At 67.7% G+C, this 22,386-nt stretch carries 23 protein-coding genes; 8 read left to right on the forward strand and 15 right to left on the reverse strand.

Translation table 11 applies throughout. The features are described 5' to 3' along the window. Positions 1-27: 27 nt before the first annotated feature. Together KEC55_RS29285 and KEC55_RS29290 are read right to left on the reverse strand one after the other, a co-directional pair. Positions 28-297, reverse strand: a complete 270-nt coding sequence (locus KEC55_RS29285; protein ID WP_282508569.1) for a MoaD/ThiS family protein — start codon at positions 295-297, stop codon at positions 28-30. A 91-nt stretch (positions 298-388) separates the two neighbouring features. Next, positions 389-1,078: an aspartyl/asparaginyl beta-hydroxylase domain-containing protein gene (locus KEC55_RS29290; protein ID WP_282508570.1), complete on the reverse strand. Its 690-nt coding sequence runs from the start codon at positions 1,076-1,078 to the stop codon at positions 389-391. A 210-nt stretch (positions 1,079-1,288) separates the two neighbouring features. Between KEC55_RS29290 and KEC55_RS29295 the strand changes: the two genes are divergently transcribed. Both KEC55_RS29295 and KEC55_RS29300 read left to right on the forward strand, forming a co-directional pair. After that, complete coding sequence (locus KEC55_RS29295; protein ID WP_282508571.1) at positions 1,289-1,633, forward strand: DUF4148 domain-containing protein; 345 nt, start codon at positions 1,289-1,291, stop codon at positions 1,631-1,633. A gap of 71 nt (positions 1,634-1,704) precedes the next feature. Further along, complete coding sequence (locus tag KEC55_RS29300) at positions 1,705-1,980, forward strand: DUF4148 domain-containing protein (RefSeq protein ID WP_282508572.1); 276 nt, start codon at positions 1,705-1,707, stop codon at positions 1,978-1,980. Between the two features lie 177 nt (positions 1,981-2,157). Here KEC55_RS29300 and KEC55_RS29305 read toward each other — a convergent pair whose 3' ends face one another. The 3 genes from KEC55_RS29305 to KEC55_RS29315 all read right to left on the reverse strand — a co-directional run bounded on the left by KEC55_RS29305 (position 2,158) and on the right by KEC55_RS29315 (position 4,825). Beyond that, a complete protein-coding gene (locus KEC55_RS29305) occupies positions 2,158-2,685 on the reverse strand; it encodes a cytochrome b (protein WP_282508573.1) in 528 nt (175 codons plus the stop codon). A gap of 68 nt (positions 2,686-2,753) precedes the next feature. Then, positions 2,754-4,169 (reverse strand): ATP-binding protein, encoded by a 1,416-nt coding sequence (locus KEC55_RS29310; RefSeq protein WP_282508574.1) that lies wholly within the window; start codon positions 4,167-4,169, stop codon positions 2,754-2,756. Continuing rightward, positions 4,166-4,825 carry a response regulator gene (locus tag KEC55_RS29315; protein WP_176048445.1) on the reverse strand — a complete coding sequence of 220 codons (660 nt, stop codon included), beginning with the start codon at positions 4,823-4,825 and terminating at the stop codon, positions 4,166-4,168. The genes KEC55_RS29310 and KEC55_RS29315 overlap by 4 nt, the downstream gene beginning before the upstream one ends. Before the next feature lie 295 nt (positions 4,826-5,120). Here KEC55_RS29315 and KEC55_RS29320 point away from each other — a divergent pair, with 295 nt between their 5' ends. The 3 genes from KEC55_RS29320 (at position 5,121) to KEC55_RS29330 (ending at position 7,788) form a co-directional block, all read left to right on the forward strand. Further along, the gene (locus tag KEC55_RS29320) at positions 5,121-5,471 is read left to right on the forward strand and encodes a hypothetical protein (RefSeq protein ID WP_282508575.1); all 351 of its coding nucleotides are present in this window, start codon (positions 5,121-5,123) and stop codon (positions 5,469-5,471) included. A 62-nt stretch (positions 5,472-5,533) separates the two neighbouring features. Continuing rightward, positions 5,534-6,703: a bacteriohopanetetrol glucosamine biosynthesis glycosyltransferase HpnI gene (hpnI, locus tag KEC55_RS29325; RefSeq protein WP_282508576.1), complete on the forward strand. Its 1,170-nt coding sequence runs from the start codon at positions 5,534-5,536 to the stop codon at positions 6,701-6,703. Next, positions 6,700-7,788: a lysylphosphatidylglycerol synthase domain-containing protein gene (locus tag KEC55_RS29330; RefSeq protein ID WP_282508577.1), complete on the forward strand. Its 1,089-nt coding sequence runs from the start codon at positions 6,700-6,702 to the stop codon at positions 7,786-7,788. Before hpnI ends, KEC55_RS29330 begins: the two co-directional genes overlap by 4 nt. A 28-nt stretch (positions 7,789-7,816) precedes the next feature. On the opposite strand, the gene denD is transcribed toward KEC55_RS29330, so the two are convergent. The 9 genes from denD to KEC55_RS29375 form a co-directional block, all read right to left on the reverse strand. Then, positions 7,817-8,788 (reverse strand): D-erythronate dehydrogenase, encoded by a 972-nt coding sequence (gene denD / locus KEC55_RS29335; RefSeq protein WP_282508578.1) that lies wholly within the window; start codon positions 8,786-8,788, stop codon positions 7,817-7,819. 28 nt (positions 8,789-8,816) lie between these two features. Continuing rightward, positions 8,817-9,593 (reverse strand): 2-oxo-tetronate isomerase, encoded by a 777-nt coding sequence (otnI, locus tag KEC55_RS29340; protein ID WP_282508579.1) that lies wholly within the window; start codon positions 9,591-9,593, stop codon positions 8,817-8,819. 70 nt (positions 9,594-9,663) lie between these two features. Beyond that, the gene (locus KEC55_RS29345) at positions 9,664-10,989 is read right to left on the reverse strand and encodes an MFS transporter (protein WP_059240909.1); all 1,326 of its coding nucleotides are present in this window, start codon (positions 10,987-10,989) and stop codon (positions 9,664-9,666) included. Between the two features lie 119 nt (positions 10,990-11,108). Next, positions 11,109-11,747: an aldolase gene (locus tag KEC55_RS29350; protein WP_282508580.1), complete on the reverse strand. Its 639-nt coding sequence runs from the start codon at positions 11,745-11,747 to the stop codon at positions 11,109-11,111. After that, positions 11,744-13,045 (reverse strand): 3-oxo-tetronate kinase, encoded by a 1,302-nt coding sequence (otnK, locus tag KEC55_RS29355; protein ID WP_282508581.1) that lies wholly within the window; start codon positions 13,043-13,045, stop codon positions 11,744-11,746. Before otnK ends, KEC55_RS29350 begins: the two co-directional genes overlap by 4 nt. Before the next feature lie 19 nt (positions 13,046-13,064). Next, positions 13,065-13,955 (reverse strand): L-threonate dehydrogenase, encoded by an 891-nt coding sequence (ltnD, locus tag KEC55_RS29360; RefSeq protein WP_059239096.1) that lies wholly within the window; start codon positions 13,953-13,955, stop codon positions 13,065-13,067. Positions 13,956-14,025: 70 nt separating this feature from the next. Further along, positions 14,026-14,730 (reverse strand): FadR/GntR family transcriptional regulator, encoded by a 705-nt coding sequence (locus KEC55_RS29365; RefSeq protein ID WP_282508582.1) that lies wholly within the window; start codon positions 14,728-14,730, stop codon positions 14,026-14,028. 232 nt (positions 14,731-14,962) lie between these two features. After that, positions 14,963-15,748 carry an alpha/beta fold hydrolase gene (locus KEC55_RS29370; protein ID WP_282508583.1) on the reverse strand — a complete coding sequence of 262 codons (786 nt, stop codon included), beginning with the start codon at positions 15,746-15,748 and terminating at the stop codon, positions 14,963-14,965. An 87-nt stretch (positions 15,749-15,835) separates the two neighbouring features. Beyond that, the gene (locus KEC55_RS29375; protein ID WP_282508584.1) at positions 15,836-16,567 is read right to left on the reverse strand and encodes an alpha/beta fold hydrolase; all 732 of its coding nucleotides are present in this window, start codon (positions 16,565-16,567) and stop codon (positions 15,836-15,838) included. A 181-nt stretch (positions 16,568-16,748) separates the two neighbouring features. Between KEC55_RS29375 and KEC55_RS29380 the strand changes: the two genes are divergently transcribed. Beyond that, positions 16,749-18,335, forward strand: coding sequence for a winged helix-turn-helix domain-containing tetratricopeptide repeat protein (locus KEC55_RS29380; protein ID WP_282508585.1), 1,587 nt, complete (start codon positions 16,749-16,751; stop codon positions 18,333-18,335). 47 nt (positions 18,336-18,382) lie between these two features. On the opposite strand, the gene KEC55_RS29385 is transcribed toward KEC55_RS29380, so the two are convergent. Beyond that, on the reverse strand, positions 18,383-19,438 hold the full coding sequence (locus KEC55_RS29385) for a GlxA family transcriptional regulator (protein ID WP_282508586.1): 1,056 nt from the start codon (positions 19,436-19,438) through the stop codon (positions 18,383-18,385). 289 nt (positions 19,439-19,727) lie between these two features. On the opposite strand from KEC55_RS29385, the gene KEC55_RS29390 reads away from it, so the two are divergent. Together KEC55_RS29390 and KEC55_RS29395 are read left to right on the forward strand one after the other, a co-directional pair. Next, entirely contained in the window at positions 19,728-21,113 is a 1,386-nt protein-coding gene (locus tag KEC55_RS29390) for an L-serine ammonia-lyase (RefSeq protein ID WP_282508587.1), read from the forward strand. Between the two features lie 14 nt (positions 21,114-21,127). Continuing rightward, complete coding sequence (locus tag KEC55_RS29395) at positions 21,128-22,372, forward strand: sarcosine oxidase subunit beta family protein (protein WP_006480591.1); 1,245 nt, start codon at positions 21,128-21,130, stop codon at positions 22,370-22,372. Positions 22,373-22,386 lie beyond the last annotated feature (14 nt).

The following is a 22,386-nucleotide window of genomic DNA, read 5'->3' on the forward strand; positions in this document are numbered from 1 at the left end:
CGGGTCCTCGTAGATGCATCCGTCCCTTTATCCGCCCGTCAGCGCCTGGACGACATACACGCGGCTGGCGTCGCCCAGCGCATCGGACAGGCGCTGGCGGTCGCGTATCGGCTGGCCGTCGATGAACACCGACAGATGCTTTCGCAGCGCGCCCTGGTCGTCGAGGATGTAGCCGCGCAGCCGTGGCTGTTCGCTGAAAACGGTGTCGAATGCTTCGCCGACCGTGTGCGCGTCGATATCGCGCTCGGGCGTTTCGATATGCCGCTGGATCGATGCGGCGAAGAAGAGGTGCGCCATGGCGGTGGCTGGCAGGAGCCGCGCGGAAGGGACGGTCTGTAGTGTAGGCGATCCGCTGGAAGCGGAAAGTCAGGATGGCGCTGCGTGCGCGCTAAACCGGAATCGATCGCCCGCGGATCCGGATCCCGAGCCGCACGATGCCGATCACCGCATTCGACAGCCACGTGAGCAAACGCGGCATGCCGCGCCGGCGGATATCGAGCAGCAGCACGATTCGCACCGCGTCGCTGTCGTTCCACACCTCGTGCATGAACGTGTCGTCCCACAGCAGGAAACGGCCTTCGTCGAGCCGGTATTCGCGGCCGTCGACCTTCAGCACGGCGGCAGGCGTGCCGTCCGCGCGTTTGGGCATCGACAGTACGAGATAGCCGCGCAGGATGCCGCGAAACGGCCCGCGATGCGGCGGAATGTGCTTGCCGGGCGCAAGGAACGACAGCGACGCGGACAGCACGTCCGGCGATGCCGCGACGATCGATGCGACGGTCGGGCAGCGCGACAGGTTGCGCGGGAATCGTTGGCCGTACGCCTGCATGATGAACATCCGCCAGTCGCGCGCATCGTTGGCCGAGATGTCGTACTGCTCGCGCATGATTTCGTGGAAGCGCGGGATGCGCGGCATGTCGCGCGCGACGGCGAGCGCTTCGGCCTGGATCGCGGGCCATGCGCGCACGAAACGCTCGGCGTCCGGGAACGCGGCCGTGTCGAGCACCGCGCCGCCATCGATATGGCGGTCGTACAGCTTGCGAAGCAGGCCGGCTGCATAGTCGTAAGCGACGGACATGGTCGATCGGAACGCGATCCGTATGAGGTGACGTCAGTCTGCCCGAACCCCTACGGGCGCTGCGTTACGTCAGGTTACGCCCGCTGACGAATGAATGACAGTTTGATGAACACCCGGCACTCGCGGAACGAAAGGCCGGGAATAAACACAGCCCCTCCGTCGTCATACGGGTGTAGCACGTCGTCTCGTTGACTTCTGAAGGAGTGAAACATGAACACGCATTGGCTGGTGGCCGCCACGGTGGTGGCGATGTCCGTCGCGGGTGTCGCGACGCAAGCGTCGGCACAGGCGCTGACGCGCGCGCAGGTCACGCAACAACTGATCGACGCGGAAAACAACGGGTTGCGCTTCGTGACCGACGCGTCGTATCCGGACGTGAGCCCGCTGTTCCGGCAACAGGCCGAACAGATGCCGCAGCGCCAGGCGAGCACGGCGCACGGCAGTGATCCGGCCGTTTCATCCGAAGCCGGCAAACCGGTGACGATGTCGCCCCATCCGCGCGCTGCCGCATGCGTCGGCCCCGCGAGTTTCTGCACGATCTATTTCGGCAGCTGACGTACCCGCCTGCATCCGCAGGTCACGCATTTCCCACGGTTGATCGAAACGCAATATTGAAGGAGTTCATGATGAAAACATATATCGCACTACTGATGATGATCGGTGCGATCGCCGGTCAGTCTGCATTCGCGCAATCGACTGCGCCGCTGACGCGCGCGCAGGTTCGCGACGAACTGATGCGTCTGGAAGCGGCCGGGTATGACCCGGCGAAGGGCGACGACGGCGAGTATCCGGCGGACATCCAGGCCGCGGAAGCGAAGCTTGCCGAGCAGGACCGTGCACGGATGGCGGCGTCGCCTGCACATGTGCCGGCTCCCGGCATGCCGGCGCAAACCAGCAACTAGGTGCCGACATGATCGTGTGTGAAGCCTGGCCGTCGTGTTCGCGGGACCACAAACCGCATGCCCTTCGCGCCACGCGACGTGGACGAAGGGCGCCGGCTGCGATGCCGCTCATAGCACGCCGCTTCGCGCGGCGTCGCGATCAGCTCGTCAACCGGTCGCGATGAGCCGGCAGGCCGGTCACCACGGCATCATGCGCTGCACGACCTGGTCGCGCAGCACGAAGCGGTGCAACAGGGCGGCCGCCACGTGCAGGCAGATGCCGGCGAACAGGACCCACGCGAGGATGCCGTGCACGTCGCCCATCGCGTGACCGAATCCGGAGCCGGCCGCCGACAGCGCCGGCAGCGGAATGACACCGACGAGCGTCACGGCCCACGCGCGTGACGACGCGTTGATCCAGCCGAGCAGCGGCACCGCGATCAGCAGCAGGTAGAGCGCGCCGTGCGTGACGCCCGACAGCGCGCGCATCGCGGGCGACAGGTCGCTGGCCGGCGGGCGATGCGTCGCGCGCCACAGCACGCGGCACGCCATCGCCGCGAGCAGCGCCGTGCCGACGATCAGGTGCGCGGCGATCAGGCCGACCGGCTGCGTGTCGCGATGCACGTCGGGCATCGTCCAGCCGATCGCGTATTGCGCGACGACCAGCGCCACGATCAGCCAGTGAAGAAAACGGGCAACGGCGTCATAGCGGGCGGGTGTGGACATGGAGACTCCTGACGGGTGACAGGGGGTATGGTTCGGGCGGATTCTACGGTCGAATCCTTAACGAAACGTTAAGCGCGCGGCATCGATCCACCTGCATCCGCCGACGGCAGCGTGATCGCCACGCCGAGGCCCTGGCTGCCGATACCGGACTCGAACTGCACGGTGCCGCCGAAATATTGCGCGATGCGTGTGACGATCGACAGACCGAGCCCGCTGCCGGGCGAGTGCGCACCGCTGCCGCGATAGAAGCGGTCGCCGAGCCGTTCGTGCTCACCGGGCGCGACACCGGGCCCGTCGTCGCGCACGACGATGCGTTGCAGTGCGCCGTCGTCGTCCACGCCGAGCTCGATGCGCCCGCCGTGGCGGCCGTACTTGACGGCGTTGTCGACGAGATTGTCGAGCAGGATGCCGATCAGGATTGGATCGGCGTCGATCGCGCGCATTGAGAGATGGCCGGCGACGATGGCGATGTCCTTGTCAGCCGCCTTCGCCAGATGGCGGTCGATCGCCGCGTCGACGAGTTTGCGCACGACGACCGCGCGCGTCGGAATGCGTTCGTATTCGTCGAGCCGCGCGAGCAGCAGCAACTGTTCGGCGAGCCGCGCACTGCGGTCGACGCCTTGCACGACGCGCTGCATCGCCAGCTGCTTGCGCGCCGGATCGTCGGTCGCGATTGCCACCTGCGCCTGCACCTTGATCGCGGCGAGCGGTGTCTTGAGTTCGTGCGCGGCATCGGACGTGAACGCGCGTTCGCGCACGATCGATTGCCGTAGCCGCGCGAGCAGGCGGTCGATCGCGTCGACCAGCGTGCGCACTTCGTCCGGGACGGTCGTGATGGCGAGCGGTTCGAGCGATCGTGCATCGCGCGCGCCGATCAGCGTGGACAGCGTCTTCAACGGCGCGAGACTGCGTCCGATCGTGACCCAGAGCAGCAGCGCGAGCACCGGCAGCGCGACGATCAGCGGCAGGACGATGCCGCGTGCGATGCCGGTCGCCAGATCGCTGCGCGTATTGACGGTCTCCATCACGCGCACGCGGCGTCCCGACGTGTTCTCGCGCAGCGTATACGTGCGCCACTGGGCATCGCCGATCACGATCGTCCGCGGGGCGTCGTGCGCGTCACGCGCATCGGGCAACCCCGCCGCGGCAGCGGGAAGGCTCGACGCAACGACGTTGCCTTGTGCGTCGCGCACGTCGAACAGCACGTCGCGCGGCAAGCGGTCGCCGTCGCTGTCAGGCCCGGATCGCGATGCGCCGAACGACAGTTCGACCCGCGCGTCGGGCGGCACGCGGGCAAGGCGGTCGAGATCGGCCGGTGCGAGATTGACCAGCAGCGACGCGTATTCGGCGAGACGGGCATCTTCCCATTCGCCGATCTCGCGTGTCGCGTAGTGGATGCTGCCGAACACGGCGACGAGCCAGACGCCGGTCACGCAGCCGATCGCCATCAGCGACACGCGGCGTCGTATCGAGCGGGCGATCATTGGAGATCGACGACGTAGCCGATGCCGCGGACGGTGCGGATCAGTTCCGCGCCGAGCTTCTTGCGCAGGTTCGAAACATGGACCTCGATCGCGTTGCTTTCGATGCCTTCCTGCCAGCCGTACAGGCTGTCCTCGAGGCGCGCGCGAGACTGCGGAACGCCCGGGTGGCCGACGAGCTGAACGAGGATCGCCCACTCGCGCGACGTGAGCGCGATGCGCGACGCATCGCGCGTTACCGTATGCGCGGTCAGGTCGATCGTGATGTCGCGCCACACGATTTCATCGCCGGCCCGGCCCTGCGAGCGTCGCACGAGCGCGCGACAGCGGGCGAGCACCTCGGACAGCTCGAACGGTTTCGCGAGATAGTCGTCCGCGCCGTCGTCGAGGCCGCGGACGCGGTCGGCCACGGTGCCACGCGCGGTCAGCACCAGCACGGGAACCGTATCGCCCGCATCGCGCAGCGCGCGCAGCAGTTCCGTTCCCGATTTACCGGGCAGGCCGAGATCGAGTACGACGAGCGCGAAGCGCGTCGTCGCGAGCGCGGCGGCGGCCGCGTGGCCGTCGCGCAACCAGTCGACGTGATAACCGGCCTGGCCGAGGCTGATCTCGAGGCCGCTGCCGATCAGGTCGTCGTCTTCAACAAGGAGGAGTCGCATGGTCGATTCGTGTGCAGGCAACCGCGATTGTACGAGCCTGACCGCGCGGGCCGTGCAACGGAATGTAATCGGGCCCCGTTCGAATGCCGCGCGATTCTGAAGAACGCTTAAGGTTTGGCGCCGGCAATCCCGCTACCATCGGCCACAACATTTCTCGGGTGGTTCTCCGCATCCCCTGATCCCGAACCGGGTCGGGCGCCTCCGGCACGAGCCGGATGGGCCCGCCCGCCAATCCGCGACCCTTTCGATCGACCTACGGTCGATGCGTGTCGCCCGTACGGGAGGTTCATTCCTGATGGCACCCTCGACGATCGAGCGATGGCGCGCCCACCTGCTGATCGCCGCACTGGCCGGCATGTTCATCCAGTGTTTCGTGCTGGTTTCGCTGCTCGCATGGCGCGTACCCGAAGCATTTTTCACCACGATGACGTTTCGCATCTGGATCGTCGTGGCGGTCGCCACCGCGATCCTGTCAGCCCGTAAGCTTGCCGGCGCGGCGTTCAAGGGCGCGGTGGCATGCGGCTACGTGCGCGTGACCGGAATCGATCGCCGCACGGTAGTTGTGTCATCTGATTGCGCGTATCGTCGCTTGGTCGTCCTTCATATCCGGCTCAACGGGAACCGGTACGGCGGCGCGCACGGGTGAGCCCGCGTGCGCACGGCCGTTCCCGGGCGTCGCGGTCGTACGGGTCACCACTGGGGAGAAGCATGGTTTTGCTGCATGTGCTGCACGCGCTGGCCGGCGCAATGTCGATCGTCTGCGGGCTGGGCGTGTTGCTGGGGATTGCGTACACGATCACGGCCAGCGTGCTGGTCGGCCGGTTCTTTTCGCGAGCGGCGGCGGAGCCGCGCGCGTTTCCGGGCGTCACCGTCGCGAAGCCGCTGCACGGCGACGAATGGGATCTCGTACAGCATCTCGAAAGCTTCTTCGTGCAAGATTATCCCGGGCCGGTCCAGCACCTGTTCGGCGTGCACGATGCGTGCGACGCCGCACTGGCGGCCGTCGAGACGCTGCGCGCACGCTACCCGGACGCAAACATCAAGGTTGTGGCCGATGCGCGGCTGTACGGGCCGAACCGCAAGATCGCCAATCTCGTGAACATGCTCGAACACGCGGAGCATTCGGTACTCTGTCTCGCCGACAGCGACGTGGTGGTCGAGCGCGATTATCTGCGCGCCGTCGTTGGCGCGCTACAGCAGCCGGATGTCGGCATCGTGACGAGCGTGTATCGCGGCGTCGCATCGCCGGGTTTCTGGCCCGGAGTCGCCGTTGCGATGACGAACTACCATTTCCTGCCGGGCGTGATCACCGGGCTCTTCATCGGGCGCGCGCGGCCGTGCTTCGGTCAGACGATTGCGATCACGCGCGCGACGCTCGAGCGCATCGGCGGGCTGGCGCGTTTCGCGCATCACCTGGCGGAAGATCACGCACTCGGCGAAGCGGTGCGGCAAGCGGGCGCGCAGGTCGTCATTCCGCCGTTCGTCGTCGGCCATGCGTGTGTCGAGGAGACGTTCGCCCGGTTGTACGCTCACGAATTGCGCTGGAGCTGCACCATTCGCGCCGCGGACCGGCTCGGTCATGCGGGGTCGGTGCTGATGCACCCGCTGCCGCTCGCGTTGCTGGCGTTGCTGTTCTCCGGCGGCGCGGCCGCCGCATGCGCGCTGACGGTCGCGGCGCTCGCCGCGCGGGTGCTGCTGATGGTGAAAACGAGCCGCGCGACCGGCGCCGGCCTGCGCGGCGCATTCTGGCTGCCGTTCGTCGATCTCCTACAGTTCTTGGTGTTCGTGTCGAGCTTCTTCTCGTCGCACGTCGTGTGGCGCGGCACGCGTTTTCGCGTCGACCGGGAAGGCCTGCTGTCGCCGGCGGGTGAATCGTGACCACCGGGACGCACACCGACGCCGCCCGTGCGGACCCGGGCGCCTCGCGCGGCGACGCGCGGCTCCGACATGTAGGACGCGCCGCCGCGCTCGGCGGGCTGGCGCTCGCGGTGTGGCTGATCTGGCGCGAACATCCGCTGGATATCCTTCATCGCTTGCAGATCGCCGGTGCCGGGCTGCTGGTCGCCGCGCTCGCGCATATCTTGCCGATGCTCGCGAATGCGTGGGACTGGCGGATGCTGATCCGCGGCCCGCGCCGGCCGTCGTTCATGACGATGCTCAAGCTCGTGTGGATCCGTGAATCGATCAACGGGTTGCTGCCGGTCGCGCGCATCGGCGGCGAGATCGTGTCGTTCGGCTTGCTGCGGCAGGCCGGCGTGCGCCCCGCGACCGCCGTGGCGAGCCTCGTCGCCGACATGCAGCTGACGCTGATCAGCCAGTTGATCTTCGCGCTGGTTGCGATCGGCTACGTGCTCGAACACGTGTCGTCCGACGCCGCACGGGTGGCCGGGAACCTCGCGATCGGCATGGCCGCGCTGGTGCCGGTGCTGCTGCTGTTCGCGCTGGTGCAGCATGCGCGGCCGTTCGAGCGCGCGATGCGCGTGCTCAACCGCGTCACGAGCGGCAAGGTGGTGGCGCTGGTCGGCGAATCGGCGCGTACCGATCAGTCGATCCGGTTGATCTGGAGAAAGACGGGTGTCGTCGTGCGCTATCTGGGGATCTGGCAGACGCTGCAGTTCGCGGGCTACGCGCTGGAAATCTGGCTGGCGCTGTATTTCCTCGGCGCCGATCCGACCTTTGCGCAGGCGCTGGCGATTGAGGCGCTGATCCAGCTCGTGAGCAGCATCGCGTTCCTGATGCCGGGTGGCCTGGGTGTGCAGGAGGGCGGGTTCGTGCTGATCGGCGGGTTGCTCGGGTTCGACCCGCCGACCTGCCTGGCACTGGCCGGCGCCCGCCGCGTGCGCGACCTGCTGTTCTATCTGCCGGGCCTGCTCGCGTGGCAGTGGGCGGCCGGTTCGTCGAACCGGCCGGGTGGCACGAAACCCGCGTCGTTGCCGATCGGGGAATCCCCCCGGCCGCGCTGACGCAGCCGGGCGCGACGCGGCGCGCGATTCAGCGCCGTTCGTCGGCGATATGGCTGCGGATCACATCGGCGAACGACGTATCGCCCTTCAGTCCGAGCGCTTCCGCACGCGACGTGTCCCAGCGGCCCGGCCAGCTGCCGACGATCTTCTCGACACGCTCGTCGGGCGCATGACGGATCCGCTTCACGACCTCGTCGCCCGCGACTTCGCGCAGCGCTTCGATCATCTCGTCGACCGAGACCGACAGGCCCGGCAGGTTGATCACGCGCTTGTTGCCGAGCTTCGCGCTGTCGATCTCGCAACCGGCGACGAGCGCTTCGATTGCGCCGCGCGGCGACAGCAGCCACAGCCGCGTCGAACCGGGCACCGGGCATACGCTTTCCTCGCCGTTCAGTGGCTCGCGGATGATGCCGCTCGCGAACGACGATGCCGCCGCGTTCGGCCGGCCCGGCCGCACGCTGATCGTCGGCAGCCGCAACACGCGGCCGTCGACGAAGCCGCGCCGCGCGTAGTCGCACAGCAGCAGTTCGGCGATGGCCTTCTCGGCGCCGTACGACGATTGCGGATTCAGCGCGGTGTCGTCCTGCACGACGTCGGGCAGCGCGCCGCCATAGACCGCGACGGAACTCGTGAACACGACGCGCGGCTGATGGCCGCGTGCCCGGCACACTTCGAGCAGCGTGCGCGATGCGTCGAGGTTGATCCGCATGCCGAGATCGAAATCGGCTTCGGCCTGCCCGCTGACGATCGCGGCGAGGTGGAAGATCGCGCCCGTCTGCGTGTCGATCGCGCTTTCGAGTACCGCGCGATCGGCGATGTCGCCGACGATGGACGTCACGCGCGCATCGCCGAAGTCGCTGCCCTTGACGACGTCGAGCAGCACCAGCTCGTCGATCTTCTCGCCGCGGCCGTCGGGGCCGGTCAGTTCGCCGCGCTCGAGCAGCTTGCGCGCGAGACGCTGGCCGAGAAAGCCGGCGCCGCCGGTGATCAGTACTTTCATGTTCTTCACCCTCAAAGGAATACGGGAATTACAGGTACGGCCTGACCCAGCCGAGGCCTTCGGACGTGCCGGCCTTCGGGCGGTATTCGCAGCCGATCCAGCCGTCGTAGCCGAGCGTGTCGATCAGCGCGAACAGGTACGGGTAGTTGAGTTCGCCGATATCCGGCTCGTGGCGTTCGGGCACGCCGGCGATCTGGATGTGGCCGATGCCCGCGAAATCGCGCTTGAGCTTCATCGCGAGATCGCCTTCGACGATCTGGCAGTGGTAGCAGTCGAACTGCACCTTCAGGTTCGGCGCGCCGACTTCCGCGCAGATCGCCTGCGCGTCGTCCTGGCGGCTCAGGAAGTAGCCGGGCATGTCGCGCTGGTTGATCGGCTCGATCAGGATCGTGACGCCGTGCGCGGCAGCGGCCTGTGCCGCATGGCGCAGGTTCGCGAGGTAGGTGTCGCGATGGCGCGCGCGGTCGGCGCCCGGCGGCACCATGCCGGCCATTACGTGCAGCTTCTTGTTGCCGAGCACGCGTGCATAGTCGAGCGCCTGGTCGATGCCGCGGCGGAACTCGTCCTCGCGGCCCGGCAGCGACGCGATGCCGCGTTCGCCCGCGGCCCAGTCGCCCGGCGGCGCGTTGAACAGCGCCTGTTCGAGGTTGTGCGCGTCGAGGCGCGCGCGAATGTCCTCGGCGGCGAAGTCGTACGGGAACAGGTACTCGACGGCCTTGAAGCCGTCGTACGAGGCAGCGGCGAAGCGTTCGAGGAACGCATGCTCGGTGTACATCATCGAGAGGTTGGCGGCGAAGCGTGGCATGGCAGCGGGTCCTGTGAATGAGTGGGGCGGGGCGCACGGCGCCCCGCGTCGAATTGTGCAGTTCGCCGGATCAGCGGTTCACGAGTTTCGCGGGCGTGAGCCACACGGCGATCGCGCCGATCACGAGCATCGCGGCCAGCACGTACATGCCGGACGACGTGCTGTGCGTGACGTCTTTCAGGTAGCCGATCACGTACGGGCTCGCGAATCCGGCGAGGTTGCCGACTGAGTTGATGATCGCGATCCCGGCCGCGGCCGCGGAGCCCGCGAGGAACGCGGTCGGCAGCGACCAGAACAGCGGCGCGCAGGTCAGCACGCCGCCTGCCGCGAGCGACAGGAATACGATCGACACCGCCGTATTGTGCGAGTACGACGCGGCAACCGCAAACCCGACCGCGCCCATCAGCGCCGGCACGATCAGGTGCCAGCGGCGTTCGCGGCGCTTGTCCGCGCTGTGGCCGAACAGGTTCATCACGACGATCGCGACGAGGAACGGAATCGCCGACAGCAGGCCGATCTGGAGCGTATCGGTGATACCGGTCGATTTCACGAGCGTCGGCATCCAGAACGTGAGGCCGTACTGGCCCGTGACGAACGCGAAGTAGATCAGCGACATCCACCACATGCGCGGGTCCGAGAACACGGCCTTCAGCGAATGGCCGTGCTTCTGCTGTTCCTGCGGCTGCGCGGCGATCTCGTCCTCGAGCAGCTGCTTCTCGCGCTCGTCGAGCCACTTCGCGCCGCGGATGCTGTTGTCGAGATACAGGATCGTCGCGATGCCGACGAGCACGGCCGGCACGGCTTCGATCATGAACATCCATTGCCAGCCGTGGAAACCCGAGCCGCCGTGGAAGCGCTCCATGATCCAGCCCGACAGCGGGTTGCCGAAGATGCCCGACACGGGAATCGCGGACATGAACACCGCGATGATCTTCGCGCGGCGATGCGACGGGAACCAGTACGTGAGGTACAGGATCACGCCCGGATAGAAGCCGGCTTCCGCGAGGCCGAGCAGGAAGCGCAGCACGTAGAACTGCGTCGGCGTCTTCACGAACGCGAACAGCGCGGACAGCAAGCCCCACGTGATCATGATCCGCGCGATCCAGATGCGTGCGCCGAGGCGGTGCATCAGCATGTTGCTTGGCAGTTCGAACAGAAAATAGCCAAGAAAGAAGATGCCGGCGCCGAGCCCGAACACGGTTTCGCTGAACGCGAGATCCTGCGACATCTGCAGCTTCGCGAAGCCGACGTTCACGCGGTCGAGATACGCGACCACGTAGCAGAGCATCAGGAACGGCACGATGCGCCAGAACACTTTCTTGTAGGTGCGGTCGAGTTCGGCCGCATGGGCGGGCGCGGCGGGCGAGCGGCTTGCGGCCGCGTCGAGAGCAGTCATCGTCGTCTCCATGAATATCGTGTGCCGGCGGCGCGTACGCCGCCGGATCGTGTGTGTGCTGGCGGAAGGGCCCGCGCACACGGCGGGCATGGGAATCGGTGCGTGTCGCGCGCGTCGGGCTACCAGCGCGCGCCGAAGGTCTGGCGCAGTTCGTCGAGCGCCGCTTCGGACAGCGGCGCGGGCTTCGGCTGCGTCATCAGCCACAGCCGTGCCGTTTCCTCGAGTTCTTCGAGTGCGTACGATGCTTGCGATACCGACGGCCCCCACATCACGGGGCCGAGGCGGTCGAGCAGCACGCCGCGCACCTGATCGGCCCGCGCCGCGACTTCGGCCGCGACGGCCGGGTCGCCGGGTCGGCGGTAGCGGATCAGCGGAATGTGGCCGACCTTCATCACGTAGTACGGTGTGATCGGCGGCAGCACGTCGGTGTCGCGCCACACGCCCGCGAGCGTCAGCGCGACGAGGTGCGTCGAATGCGTGTGGACGACGCCGTTCGCTTCCGCGTTGCGCGCATAGATGCCGCGATGCAGCGCGAGCGTCTTCGACGGCTTGCCGCCCGATACCGGCTGGCCGTCCGTGCCGACCTTCGCGATGTCGTTCGGGTCAAGCCGGCCGAGGCATGCATCGGTCGGCGTGATCAGCCAGCCGTCGGGCAGGCGCGCGCTGATGTTGCCGGCGCTTCCGACTGCGTGGCCGCGCGCGTACAGGCTGGCACCGACGATGCAGATCTCTTCGCGCAGTTTCGCTTCGTCGCTCATCGTGCGGCTCCGTCCAGCGCGCGCAGCGCCTTGTCGAAAAAGTCCGTCGTGCCGAAGTTGCCGGATTTCAGCGCGAGGCCGAGCGGCTGCGCGTCGATGGTGGCCGTCGCCGGCACGCCCGGATCGATCTGCGCGCCGATCTGCAGCGACTTCACGTCGAGCGCTTGCACGACCGCGCCGGACGTTTCGCCGCCGGCGACGACGAACTTGCGCACGCCGAGTTCGCGCAGGCTGCGTGCGATCGCCGCGAGCGTGCTTTCGACGAGATGGCCGGCTGCTGCGACGCCGAGCGTTTGCTGCACGGCCTTCACTTCATCGGGCGTCGCGGTTGCGTAGATCAGCACGGGCTGCGGCAGGTGCGAGCGCGCGAACGCGAGCGCCTGGTCGACGACGGGTTCGCCGCGCGATGCCGCGAGCGGATCGATGCGGAAGCTCGGCCGCGTCGCGCGCCACGCGGCGACTTGCGCGTTGGTAGCCTTCGACGCGCTGCCGGCGAGCACCGCCGACAGCCCGTCGATGCGCGGCAGCGACGCCGCGTTGTCGCGTTCGGGCAGTTGCTCCGCGCGGCGGAAGTTCGCGGGCAGGCCGAGCGCGATGCCCGAGCCGCCGGTGACGAGCGGCAGGCCCGCGCACGCTTCGCCGAGCACGTAGAGGTCGCGGTCCGACAGCGCGTCGGCGATCGCGAAACGCACGCCTTCCGCGCGCAGCTGCTCGATCCGCGTACGGACGGCAGCCGCGCCGAGCGCGATCGTGTCATGGCGGATCAGGCCGACCGCCGAGGTCGTCTGATGCTGCAGCACGCGCACGAGGTTCGCGTCCTTCATCGGCGTGAGCGGGTGGTTCTCCATCCCCGATTCGTTCAGCAGCACGTCGCCGACGAACAGGTGGCCGCGATAGATCGTGCGGCCGTTCTCCGGGAACGCCGGGCACGCGATCGTGAAGCCGCCGCCGGCCGCGTCGAGCAGCGCATCGGCCACCGGCCCGATGTTGCCCGCGTCGGTCGAGTCGAACGTCGAGCAGTACTTGAAGAAAAACTGGCGACAACCCTGCGCGCGCAGCCATTCGTACGCGGCGAGCGATTGCGCGACGGCGTCGGCCGCCGGGATCGTGCGCGACTTCAGCGCGACGACGATCGCGTCGGCGTCGATGGCCGTGTCGGCCGCGGCGCCGTCGGCGGGCACGCCGATCGTCTGCACGGTGCGCATGCCGCTCTTGACGAGCATGTTCGCGAGATCGGTCGCGCCGGTGAAATCGTCGGCGATACAGCCGAGCAGGGGACGGGAAGCGGAAGCGGTCATGGCAGGAGCGTCGTTCGAATCAGCGGGCGGGCGGCAGCGTGATGCCGGGGAAAGTCTTGATCACGGCGGAATCGTCCTCGCCGCCGTGGCCGGCGCTCGACGCGCTCATGAACATCTGGTGCGCGGTGGCCGACAGCGGCAGCGGGAACTTGCTGCGGCGCGCGGTATCGAGCACGAGGCCGAGATCCTTCACGAAGATGTCGACGGCCGACAGCGGCGTGTAGTCGCCGTTCAGGATGTGCGGCACGCGGTTCTCGAACATCCACGAATTGCCGGCGCTGTGCGTGATCACGTCGTACAGCGCGTCGGCGTCCACGCCTTCGCGCAAACCCAGCGCCATCGCTTCGGCGGCCGCGGCGATGTGCACGCCGGCCAGCAGCTGGTTGATGATCTTCACTTTCGAGCCGATGCCGTGTGCGTCGCCGAGGCGATAGACCTTGCCGGCGATCGCGGCGAGCACGTCTTCGCAACCCGCGTACGCGGCGGCCGGGCCCGACGTCATCATCGTCATCTCGCCGGAGGCCGCACGCGCAGCGCCGCCCGACACGGGCGCATCGAGCATCTGCAGGCCGGCGGCCTCGATGCGTGCGCCGAGCGCGACCGCGAATTCGGGCGCGACGGTCGCGCTCGCGATCACGACGCCGCCCGGCTTCATCGCCGCGACCGCGCCGTGCTCGCCGAACAGCACCGTTTCCGTTTGGGCGGCATTGACGACGAGCGTGACGACGACGTCGCACTGCGCGCCGAGTTCGGCCGGCGTCGCGCAGGCCACGCCGCCTTCGGCGGCGAACGCCTGCAGCACGGTGTCGCGCACGTCGCATGCGTGGACGCGCAGGCCGGCGCGCAGCAGCGAGCGTGCGACGCCGAGACCCATCGCGCCGAGGCCGATGACTCCAACATTTCGTGACATGGTCAACCTTGATCGATTCGGGAGAGGTTCGAGATGGCGGCGGCGCCCGATCGGGCAGTGGCCGCCGGCTTCAGCAGATGCCGGCTTCCGCGAGACGGCGGGCGGCGTTGTACATGTGCGTGCGCGCCGCGTTGCGGGCGGCCATCGGGTCGCGTGCACGGATCGCGTCGGCGATCGCCGCATGTTCCTCGCGCACCTGGCGCGAGAAGTCCTCGCGCGTCGCTTCGTTGCGCCGCGTGACCTTCACGCCGGCTTCGAGGTACTGGTTCAGGAACTGCAGCGTCTTCAGGAAATACGGGTTGCCCGTGACGGCCGCGATCGTGCGGTGGAACGCGACGTCTTCGGCGACGCCGTCGCGCCCTTCGGCCACTGCATCGTCGATCTTGCGCAGCGCATCGTCGATGTCGGCCATGTCTTCATCGGTGTGATGCAGGGCCGCTTCGGCCGCGACCTCGGCCTCGATCGCGCGGCGCACTGCGAGCAAGTGCGGCAGCGAGGTGGCCTCGACCGCTTCCGCGTAGTCGATCCGCAGCGGCCGGATCGCGCCGTGCTGGTTCACGAACACGCCGCTGCCCTGGCGCGGCTCGACCACGCCTTCGTTCTTCAGCCGCGAGATCGCCTCGCGGATCACGGTGCGGCTCACGCCGAATTCCTGCGCGAGCACGGCTTCCGTCGGCAGCTTGCCGCTAGCCGAGAAACTGCCGGCTTCGATCTGCTTGAGCAGTTGCTGCGCGACATGGTCGCTCATCGCACGGGCGGGAATTTTCTCGAACATGGCGCTCTGGTTTGTAAGGTGATGTGGTCATCATACAAATTTGAGCGTGACGGAGCATCCGGGATAACCCTCGGTTAACGGGGTGCAACGTCGGTCAAGTTGATTGGAACCGGTTTCAATTGATTTCAATTCAGCGGGCGAGCGTGTGTGCGGCACTCGTCGAAGCAGGCCGAGTGCGACAAGGCGCCCTTCGATACGACTCTCGAAGGGCGCCGCGTGCCGGGTGCCGCGCTCAGTTTTTCGCGGCGGCCGCCTGCACGATCAGCGTCGCGACGGTCGCGGGCTTCGACTCGTACACGGCATGGCTGCCCGCCGTTTCGACGACGGTGGCGCCGGCGCGCCTGGCCATCGCGCGCTGCGCATCCGGCGGGATCATCCGGTCGTCGCGCGTGACCAGATACCAGCTCGGCTTCGCGCGCCACGCGGGGGAGGCCACTTCGCCGGCGAGTGCATCGACGCCCCACGGCACCTGCGAATTGGCGAGGAAGGCCGCGCGTTCGGGCTTCACGTCGCCGGCGAAGGACGCGGCGAACTTCGCCTTGTCCAGCATCAGGAAGCCGTTGACCGGCGGCAGGATCGGCGGGGGCGACGCGCCCGGCGGCGGGTTGGCGATCAGCTTCTGTACGGACTCGCCCTTGTCCGGCGCGAACGCCGCGATGTAGACGAGCCGAGCGACCTTGGGATCGTTGCCGGCCTCCGTGATGACCACGCCGCCGTATGAATGACCGACCAGCACCACGGGGCCGTCCTGCGCATCGACGACGGCCTTCGTCGCGGCCACGTCGGCGGCGAGCGTCGTCGTCGCGTTCTGCACGACGCTCACGTTGAAGCCCTTGGCCTTCAGGAGCTTGTAGACGGCTTCCCAGCCGCTGCCGTCGACGAAGCCGCCGTGCACCAGCACCACGTTGTTGACCGGTTCGGCGGCGGCGGGGCTTGACGCGACAATGCCGATCGTCAGCGACATCGCGCCGAGTGCGCCGAGCACGGCGCGCCGGAGGGAGAGGGAATTAGGCTGCATGAGATGCCTCTTCTTGAAAGTTGAATCGAGAGGTGCGCCGCCCGCGTGCGGGGCGGCGCGATACCGATTGCGCTTGCGCGGCGGAATTCAGCGCCTGGACGTCGCGACCGCTTCGGCAGCCGCGTCGACCAGCTCGGCCACGCCGCCGGGCTGCGACACGTAGATCGCGTGGCTGCCGTCCAGCTCGACCGCGGTGGCCCCTGCACGCGTTGCCATCGCGCGCTGCGCGTCGGGCGGGATCATCCGGTCGTCCTTTGCGACCAGGTACCAGCTCGGTTTCGTCTTCCAGGCCGGCGCGGTGGCCGCGCCATTCAGCGCGTCCAGCCCCCACGCCACCTGCGACGCGGCCATGAAAGCCGCCTGCGCGGGCTCGAGGTCGGCCGCGAACGCGTCGGCGAATTGCGCCGGGTCGAGCAGCAGGAATCCGTTCGGCTGAGGCAGGATCGGCGGAACCGGCGCGCCGGGCGCGGGATTCGCGATCAGCGACGCGACGGACTCGCCGGTCTCCGGCGCGAACGCCGTCACATAGACGAGCCCCGCGACCTTCGGATGGTTGCCAGCCTCGGTGATGACGACGCCGCCATACGAATGGCCGACCAGGATGACCGGCTTCTCCAGCGCGTCGATCACCGCATGTGTCGCGGCGACGTCGCCGGCAAGCGACAGCGTGGGGTTCTGGACGATGTGGACGTCGTAGCCGTCACGCGTCAGGATCCGGTAGACGCCTTCCCAGCCCGAGCCGTCGACGAAACCGCCGTGTACGAGCACGACGGCCGTCCGGCTCGCGACCGACGGCGCGGGCGATGATAAGCTTCCCATTTCGTTTGCCTCTCCAGGTGATCGATGCAGTGGTCGTATTTCTGCGGCCGCCGGTCGGGGTAGTCGTGCCGGGGCAAGCTGCCGCAGTGACACGCAGTATCGAGATGGCGAGCGCCGGCGTATCGAAGGATCGCCGAATAAAATCCAAAACATTCCTGAAGCCGCCGCGGCATGGAGACGTATGCTGGGACAGCGTTTCACCTTCGGCCCGTTCCTGCTCAATCTGGACAACGGGACACTGCTGCGGGACGGAGAGCGCGTGGCGGTCGGGCATCGGGGCATCCTGCTGCTGGCGGCGTTGCTCAGGCGGCAGGGCGAGATCGTCACCAAGGCGGAACTGATGGATGCCGCGTGGCCAGGGGTTGCCGTCGAGGAAAGCAATCTGTCGGTCCAGGTCGCGCTGCTGCGCAAGGTGGTGGGCGCCACGCCCGAAGGCGACGCGTGGATCGCCACCATTCCGCGCATCGGCTATTGCTTCAAGGGCGCTGTTGCCGGTGCCGGCGAAGCCGCCGGCCGGCCCTCGTCCACCCCTTCATTACGGTCGTCGCCCACGCCGTCGCTCGCGATCCTGCCGTTCGCCAGCCTCGGCAACGATGCGGAGCAGGATTGCTTCGCCGACGGGCTCGCGGACGAGATCATCACGACGTTGTCGAAGATCCCGAGCCTGGTCGTGATCGCGCGAAGCTCCAGCTTCGCGTACAAGGGCGCGCCGACCGACGTGCGCCGCATTGCAAGCGAGCTCGGTGCGCGCTACATCGTCGACGGGAGCATTCGGCGCAACTGCAACCGTATCCGCGTGGTCGCGCAGCTGAGCGACGGGACGAGCGGCAACCAGCTGTGGGCCGAGCGTTACGACCGGGAGCTTCACGACATCTTCGCGGTGCAGGACGAGGTCGCCCGCAGGATCGTGGCCGAGCTGAGCGCGGCGTTGAACCCGGTCGAGGTCGCGTTGTGGCCGGGCGCTGAGTCCGGGGGCGGAACGACCCACATGGAGGCGTACCGGTGCTTCCTGAGAGGCCGGGCGATGCAGCGGGGCGCGACGCAGAATGCCGCGGTGTTTGAGCGCTCGAGCGACCTGTTCCGGCGGGCGATCGCGCTCGATCCCGACTATCCGGCGCCCTATGCGGCGCTCGGCATGGCGCTTGCGCATGCGTATTTCAACCGCTGGACCGACGATCCCGGACGCGCGCTCGCCGAGGCCGACGAACAGGTCGGCCAGGCGCTCGTGCGCGATCCGGGCGACCCGTTCGCGCATGGCGTGGCCGCCTTGGTCGCGATGTACCGGAAAGACTTCGAGCGCTGGGCAGCTGAAGTCGACGCGGCGCTGGCGCTCAATCCGAACTTCGCGCCGGCGCTGTCGCTGCGGGCCACGCTGAACATCTACACGGGGCACCCCCGGGCGGCGATCCAGGATCTCGAGCGCGCGATGCGGCTCGATCCGTATTTCACGCAGGGGTATCTGCACCATCTCGGTGTCGCGCATCTCGTCGCGGGCGACTATGAAGCAGCCGTCGAGATCCTGCGCGAGCGGATCCTGCTGGTTCCCGAGACGGACATGAGCCGCGCGTATCTCGCGTCGGCGCTCGGCAACCTCGGATATATCGACGAGGCGCGCGACGTCTGGCGCGCGCTGCTCGCGATCAACCCGGCTTACTCGTTCACCGAGCGCATCGTCTGCATGCCGTTCCGGAACCCGGACGATCTCGCGCGCATCGCACGGGGGCTCGAGCGCGCGGGGCTGCCGACCTCTCCCGATCCGCAGCGCTGAAACCCGGTCATGCGAGTGCGTGGGTCCGCGGCGGCCGCCCGTAGCGGTCAATCCACCTCTTCGTTGACGACATCAGGTGCCGGCGCCGCCGCTTCCCCACCACGCTCCCGATAAGTCGCCGGTGGCACGCCAAACTGCTTGCGGAATTCGCGCCCGAGGTGCGATGCGTCGGCGAATCCGCAGCTCGACGCGATATCGGCGACGGTGCGATCCGAACTCGTCAGCAGCCACGCGGCCGTGCGCAGCCGCACCTGCTTCGCGAATGCCTGCGGGCTCTTGCCCGTCTCGGCCTTGAACAGCCGCTCGAGCTGCCGCGTCGACAGGTCGAGCTTGTTCGCGAGTTCGTCGAGCGACAGCGCGCGCCCGACATGCTGTTCCATCAGGAGAATCGCGCGCTTGACCTTCGGGTGCGTCGCCGGTTCGAGGCCCGGCGGATGCGGTTGCGGCGCGTTGCCTTTCTGCATCTCGCCGACGAGCAGGATGCGCAGCGCCTTCTGCACCGTGGCGTGATCGAAATGGCGCAGCAGGATGGCCGCCGCGACGTCGATCGACGCGCGGCCGCCCGAACAGGTGATCCGGCGCTGGTCGATCACGAACAGCCGGTCGGCGATCAGCAGGTCGGGATCGGCTGACGGAAAGCGCTCGATGAAATCCCAGTAATGGAACCAGCTCACGCAGGTGCGGTAGCCGTCGAGCACGCCGGCGCGCATCAGCGTGAACACGCCGGTGCAGATGCCGACGACGGTCGCGCCGCCGGCCGCCGCGTGGCGGATGAAGTCGAGCGTTTGCGGGCCGGCCTGCGGCCCCGAATGCAGCAGCCCGCCGACCACCACCACATAGTCGAACGGCTCGGCCGCGTCGAAGGTCTCCCAGGGAGTGATCTGGATCCCGCAGCTCGCGCGCACCGGCGCGAGCGTTTCGCCGATCACGCTCCATGCGCACCGCACGGGCTTGCTGTAGTCGCCGTCGTCGGCCGACAGCCGCAGCATGTCGACGAAGCCGGAGAAGGCCGTCAGCGTGAAGTTCGGCAGCAGCACGATGCCGAAGCGGATGCGCCGCGGCGCGGGTTCTGCGAGGGGGGAAGCGGGTACGTCGGGTGTCATCGCGGCCAATCTCGTCACGCCGGGCAGGCGGTCTCACTCGTTTCACTCTGGTTGCGGGTACGGCTGCCGAGGCGGCGCGGATGAAGCCAGCGTCGCCGATCGGCCCCGGCCGGACTTGTGGTTTTTCGTCGCGAACCATCGCCAAAACGCACTTTCGGGCCGGCCGGCACGGTGCTTGGCGGCGGTATCCCACGCCGATGCCGTTTTTGTTCTATCGGCCGATTTTACGCTTTGGTGTACTGGCGTCCAATCAACGTCACTCAACGCGTGAAAGCGCAAAGGCAGCCAGATGAACGTCAGCGCGTTCGACCTGTTCAAGATCGGTATCGGCCCGTCCAGTTCGCATACGGTCGGCCCGATGATCGCCGCGTGCCGCTTCGCGTCGCACGTCGAGGACGCGAACCTGCTCGGCTTCGTGCGCCGCGTGCGGGTCGAGCTGTACGGCTCGCTCGGCGCGACCGGCAAGGGCCACGGCACCGACAAGGCCGTGCTGCTCGGCCTCGAGGGCCACCTGCCCGACACGATCGACCCGGACCTGATCGAGCCGCGCCTCGCCGCGATCCGCGCGGAGAAGTCGCTGTCGCTGCTCGGCAAGCAGACGGTGCGTTTCGAGGAAAAGGAACACATCGGCTTCTATCGCAAGCTGATGAGCGGCACGAGCATCGTGCACCCGAACGGAATGCGCTTCCAGGCCTTCGACGAGCACGGTCAGTTGCTCGTCGAGAAAGAGTATTACTCGGTCGGCGGCGGCTTCGTCGTGAACCGCGACGGCGATCGCGTGAACGGCGTGCGCGCGGCGGTCGAGGTGCCGTACCCGTTCCGCACCGGCGACGACCTGATGCGCCAGTGCCGCGAACACGGGCTGTCGATCGCCGAACTGATGATGCGCAACGAATGCGCGCTGCGCTCCGCCGACGAAGTGCGCGCCGGGCTGCTCGCGATCTGGCGCACGATGGCCGCCTGCGTCGAGCGCGGCTGCAAGGTCGAGGGCGACCTGCCGGGCCCGATGCGCGTGAAGCGCCGCGCGGCCGAGATGAATCGCCACCTGCGTGCCCGTTCGGAAGAGTCGCTGCGCGACCCGCTGTCGATGCTCGACTGGGTCAACCTGTATGCGATGGCCGTGAACGAAGAGAACGCGGCCGGCGGCCGCGTGGTCACCGCGCCGACCAACGGCGCGGCCGGCGTGATCCCCGCGGTGCTGCACTACTACGTGAAATTCGTGCCGGGTTCGAACGAAGCCGGCATCGTCGAGTTCCTGCTGACGGCCGCGGCGATCGGGATCATCTACAAGGAAACGGCGTCGATCTCCGGCGCGGAAGTCGGGTGCCAGGGCGAGGTGGGCGTCGCCTGCTCGATGGCCGCCGCCGCGCTCGCCGCCGTGATGGGCGGTACGCCCGACCAGGTCGAGAACGCGGCCGAGATCGGCATGGAGCACAACCTCGGGATGACCTGCGACCCGGTCGGCGGGCTCGTGCAGATCCCGTGCATCGAGCGCAACGCGATGGGTGCGATTAAGGCGCTGAACGCGTCGCGCATGGCGCTCAAGGGCAACGGCCAGCACTACGTATCGCTCGATTCCGTAATCAAGACGATGCGCGAAACCGGCGCCGACATGAAGACGAAATACAAGGAAACGTCGCGCGGCGGTCTCGCCGTGAACGTCATCGAATGCTAACGAAGGACCACACCATGAGCCGCTACTCGATATTCAGCCTGTTCCGCAACGGTCTCTCGTATCACGAGAACTGGGAAAAGCAGTGGAAGAGCCCGGAGCCGAAGAAGGAATACGACGTCGTGATCGTCGGCGGCGGCGGCCACGGCCTGGCGACCGCGTACTACCTCGCGAAGGAGCACGGCATCACGAACGTCGCGATCCTCGAGAAGGGCTGGATCGGCGGCGGCAACACCGCGCGCAACACGACGATCGTGCGCTCGAACTATCTGTGGGACGAATCGGCCGCGCTGTACGAGAAGGCGATGAAGCTGTGGGAAGGGCTGTCGCAGGACCTGAACTACAACGTGATGTTCAGCCAGCGCGGCGTGATGAACCTGGCCCACACGCTGCAGGACGTGCGCGACACCGAGCGCCGCGTGAACGCGAACCGCCTGAACGGCGTCGACGCGGAATTCCTGACGCCCGCGCAGATCAAGGAAATCGAGCCGACCATCAACCTGAACAGCCGCTACCCGGTGCTCGGCGCTTCGATCCAGCGTCGCGCCGGCGTCGCGCGCCACGACGCGGTGGCCTGGGGCTTCGCACGCGGCGCGGACCGCGCGGGCGTCGACATCATCCAGAACTGCCAGGTGACAGGCATTCGTCGTGAAGGCGGCGCGGTGGTCGGCGTCGATACGGTGAAGGGCTTCATCAAGGCGAAGAAGGTCGCGGTGGTCGCGGCCGGCAACACGACGACGCTCGCCGACATGGCCGGCGTGCGCTTGCCGATCGAAAGCCACCCGTTGCAGGCACTGGTGTCCGAGCCGATCAAGCCGGTCGTCAACTCGGTGATCATGTCGAACGCGGTGCACGCCTACATCAGCCAGTCCGACAAGGGCGACCTCGTGATCGGTGCCGGTATCGACCAGTACACGGGCTTCGGCCAGCGCGGCAGCTTCCACATCATCGAGAGCACGCTGCAGGCGATCGTCGAGATGTTCCCGGTGTTCTCGCGCGTGCGGATGAACCGCCAGTGGGGCGGCATCGTGGACGTGTCGCCGGACGCGTGCCCGATCATCACCAAGACCGACGTGAAAGGCCTCTATTTCAACTGCGGCTGGGGTACGGGCGGCTTCAAGGCGACGCCCGGCTCGGGCTGGGTGTTCGCGCACACGATCGCGCGCGACGAACCGCATCCGCTGAACGCGCCGTTCGCGCTCGACCGCTTCTATACGGGCCACCTGATCGACGAGCACGGCGCAGCCGCCGTCGCGCACTGAACCGACCATTGGAG

Origin of the sequence: Burkholderia cepacia (genome assembly GCF_029962485.1) — a bacterium.
In the GTDB taxonomy this organism is placed as follows: domain Bacteria; phylum Pseudomonadota; class Gammaproteobacteria; order Burkholderiales; family Burkholderiaceae; genus Burkholderia.

Excerpts from the sequence above, each read along its gene's own strand:
- KEC55_RS29285 (WP_282508569.1), bottom strand. The coding sequence starts at position 297 with ATGGCGCACCTCTTCTTCGCCGCATCGATCCAGCGGCATATCGAAACG.
- KEC55_RS29290 (WP_282508570.1), bottom strand. The coding sequence starts at position 1,078 with ATGTCCGTCGCTTACGACTATGCAGCCGGCCTGCTTCGCAAGCTGTAC.
- KEC55_RS29295 (WP_282508571.1), top strand. The coding sequence starts at position 1,289 with ATGAACACGCATTGGCTGGTGGCCGCCACGGTGGTGGCGATGTCCGTC.
- KEC55_RS29300 (WP_282508572.1), top strand. The coding sequence starts at position 1,705 with ATGAAAACATATATCGCACTACTGATGATGATCGGTGCGATCGCCGGT.
- KEC55_RS29305 (WP_282508573.1), bottom strand. The coding sequence starts at position 2,685 with ATGTCCACACCCGCCCGCTATGACGCCGTTGCCCGTTTTCTTCACTGG.
- KEC55_RS29310 (WP_282508574.1), bottom strand. The coding sequence starts at position 4,169 with ATGATCGCCCGCTCGATACGACGCCGCGTGTCGCTGATGGCGATCGGC.
- KEC55_RS29315 (WP_176048445.1), bottom strand. The coding sequence starts at position 4,825 with ATGCGACTCCTCCTTGTTGAAGACGACGACCTGATCGGCAGCGGCCTC.
- KEC55_RS29320 (WP_282508575.1), top strand. The coding sequence starts at position 5,121 with ATGGCACCCTCGACGATCGAGCGATGGCGCGCCCACCTGCTGATCGCC.
- hpnI (WP_282508576.1), top strand. The coding sequence starts at position 5,534 with ATGGTTTTGCTGCATGTGCTGCACGCGCTGGCCGGCGCAATGTCGATC.
- denD (WP_282508578.1), bottom strand. The coding sequence starts at position 8,788 with ATGAAAGTACTGATCACCGGCGGCGCCGGCTTTCTCGGCCAGCGTCTC.
- otnI (WP_282508579.1), bottom strand. The coding sequence starts at position 9,593 with ATGCCACGCTTCGCCGCCAACCTCTCGATGATGTACACCGAGCATGCG.
- KEC55_RS29345 (WP_059240909.1), bottom strand. The coding sequence starts at position 10,989 with ATGACTGCTCTCGACGCGGCCGCAAGCCGCTCGCCCGCCGCGCCCGCC.
- KEC55_RS29350 (WP_282508580.1), bottom strand. The coding sequence starts at position 11,747 with ATGAGCGACGAAGCGAAACTGCGCGAAGAGATCTGCATCGTCGGTGCC.
- otnK (WP_282508581.1), bottom strand. The coding sequence starts at position 13,045 with ATGACCGCTTCCGCTTCCCGTCCCCTGCTCGGCTGTATCGCCGACGAT.
- ltnD (WP_059239096.1), bottom strand. The coding sequence starts at position 13,955 with ATGTCACGAAATGTTGGAGTCATCGGCCTCGGCGCGATGGGTCTCGGC.
- KEC55_RS29365 (WP_282508582.1), bottom strand. The coding sequence starts at position 14,730 with ATGTTCGAGAAAATTCCCGCCCGTGCGATGAGCGACCATGTCGCGCAG.
- KEC55_RS29370 (WP_282508583.1), bottom strand. The coding sequence starts at position 15,748 with ATGCAGCCTAATTCCCTCTCCCTCCGGCGCGCCGTGCTCGGCGCACTC.
- KEC55_RS29375 (WP_282508584.1), bottom strand. The coding sequence starts at position 16,567 with ATGGGAAGCTTATCATCGCCCGCGCCGTCGGTCGCGAGCCGGACGGCC.
- KEC55_RS29380 (WP_282508585.1), top strand. The coding sequence starts at position 16,749 with ATGCTGGGACAGCGTTTCACCTTCGGCCCGTTCCTGCTCAATCTGGAC.
- KEC55_RS29385 (WP_282508586.1), bottom strand. The coding sequence starts at position 19,438 with ATGACACCCGACGTACCCGCTTCCCCCCTCGCAGAACCCGCGCCGCGG.
- KEC55_RS29390 (WP_282508587.1), top strand. The coding sequence starts at position 19,728 with ATGAACGTCAGCGCGTTCGACCTGTTCAAGATCGGTATCGGCCCGTCC.
- KEC55_RS29395 (WP_006480591.1), top strand. The coding sequence starts at position 21,128 with ATGAGCCGCTACTCGATATTCAGCCTGTTCCGCAACGGTCTCTCGTAT.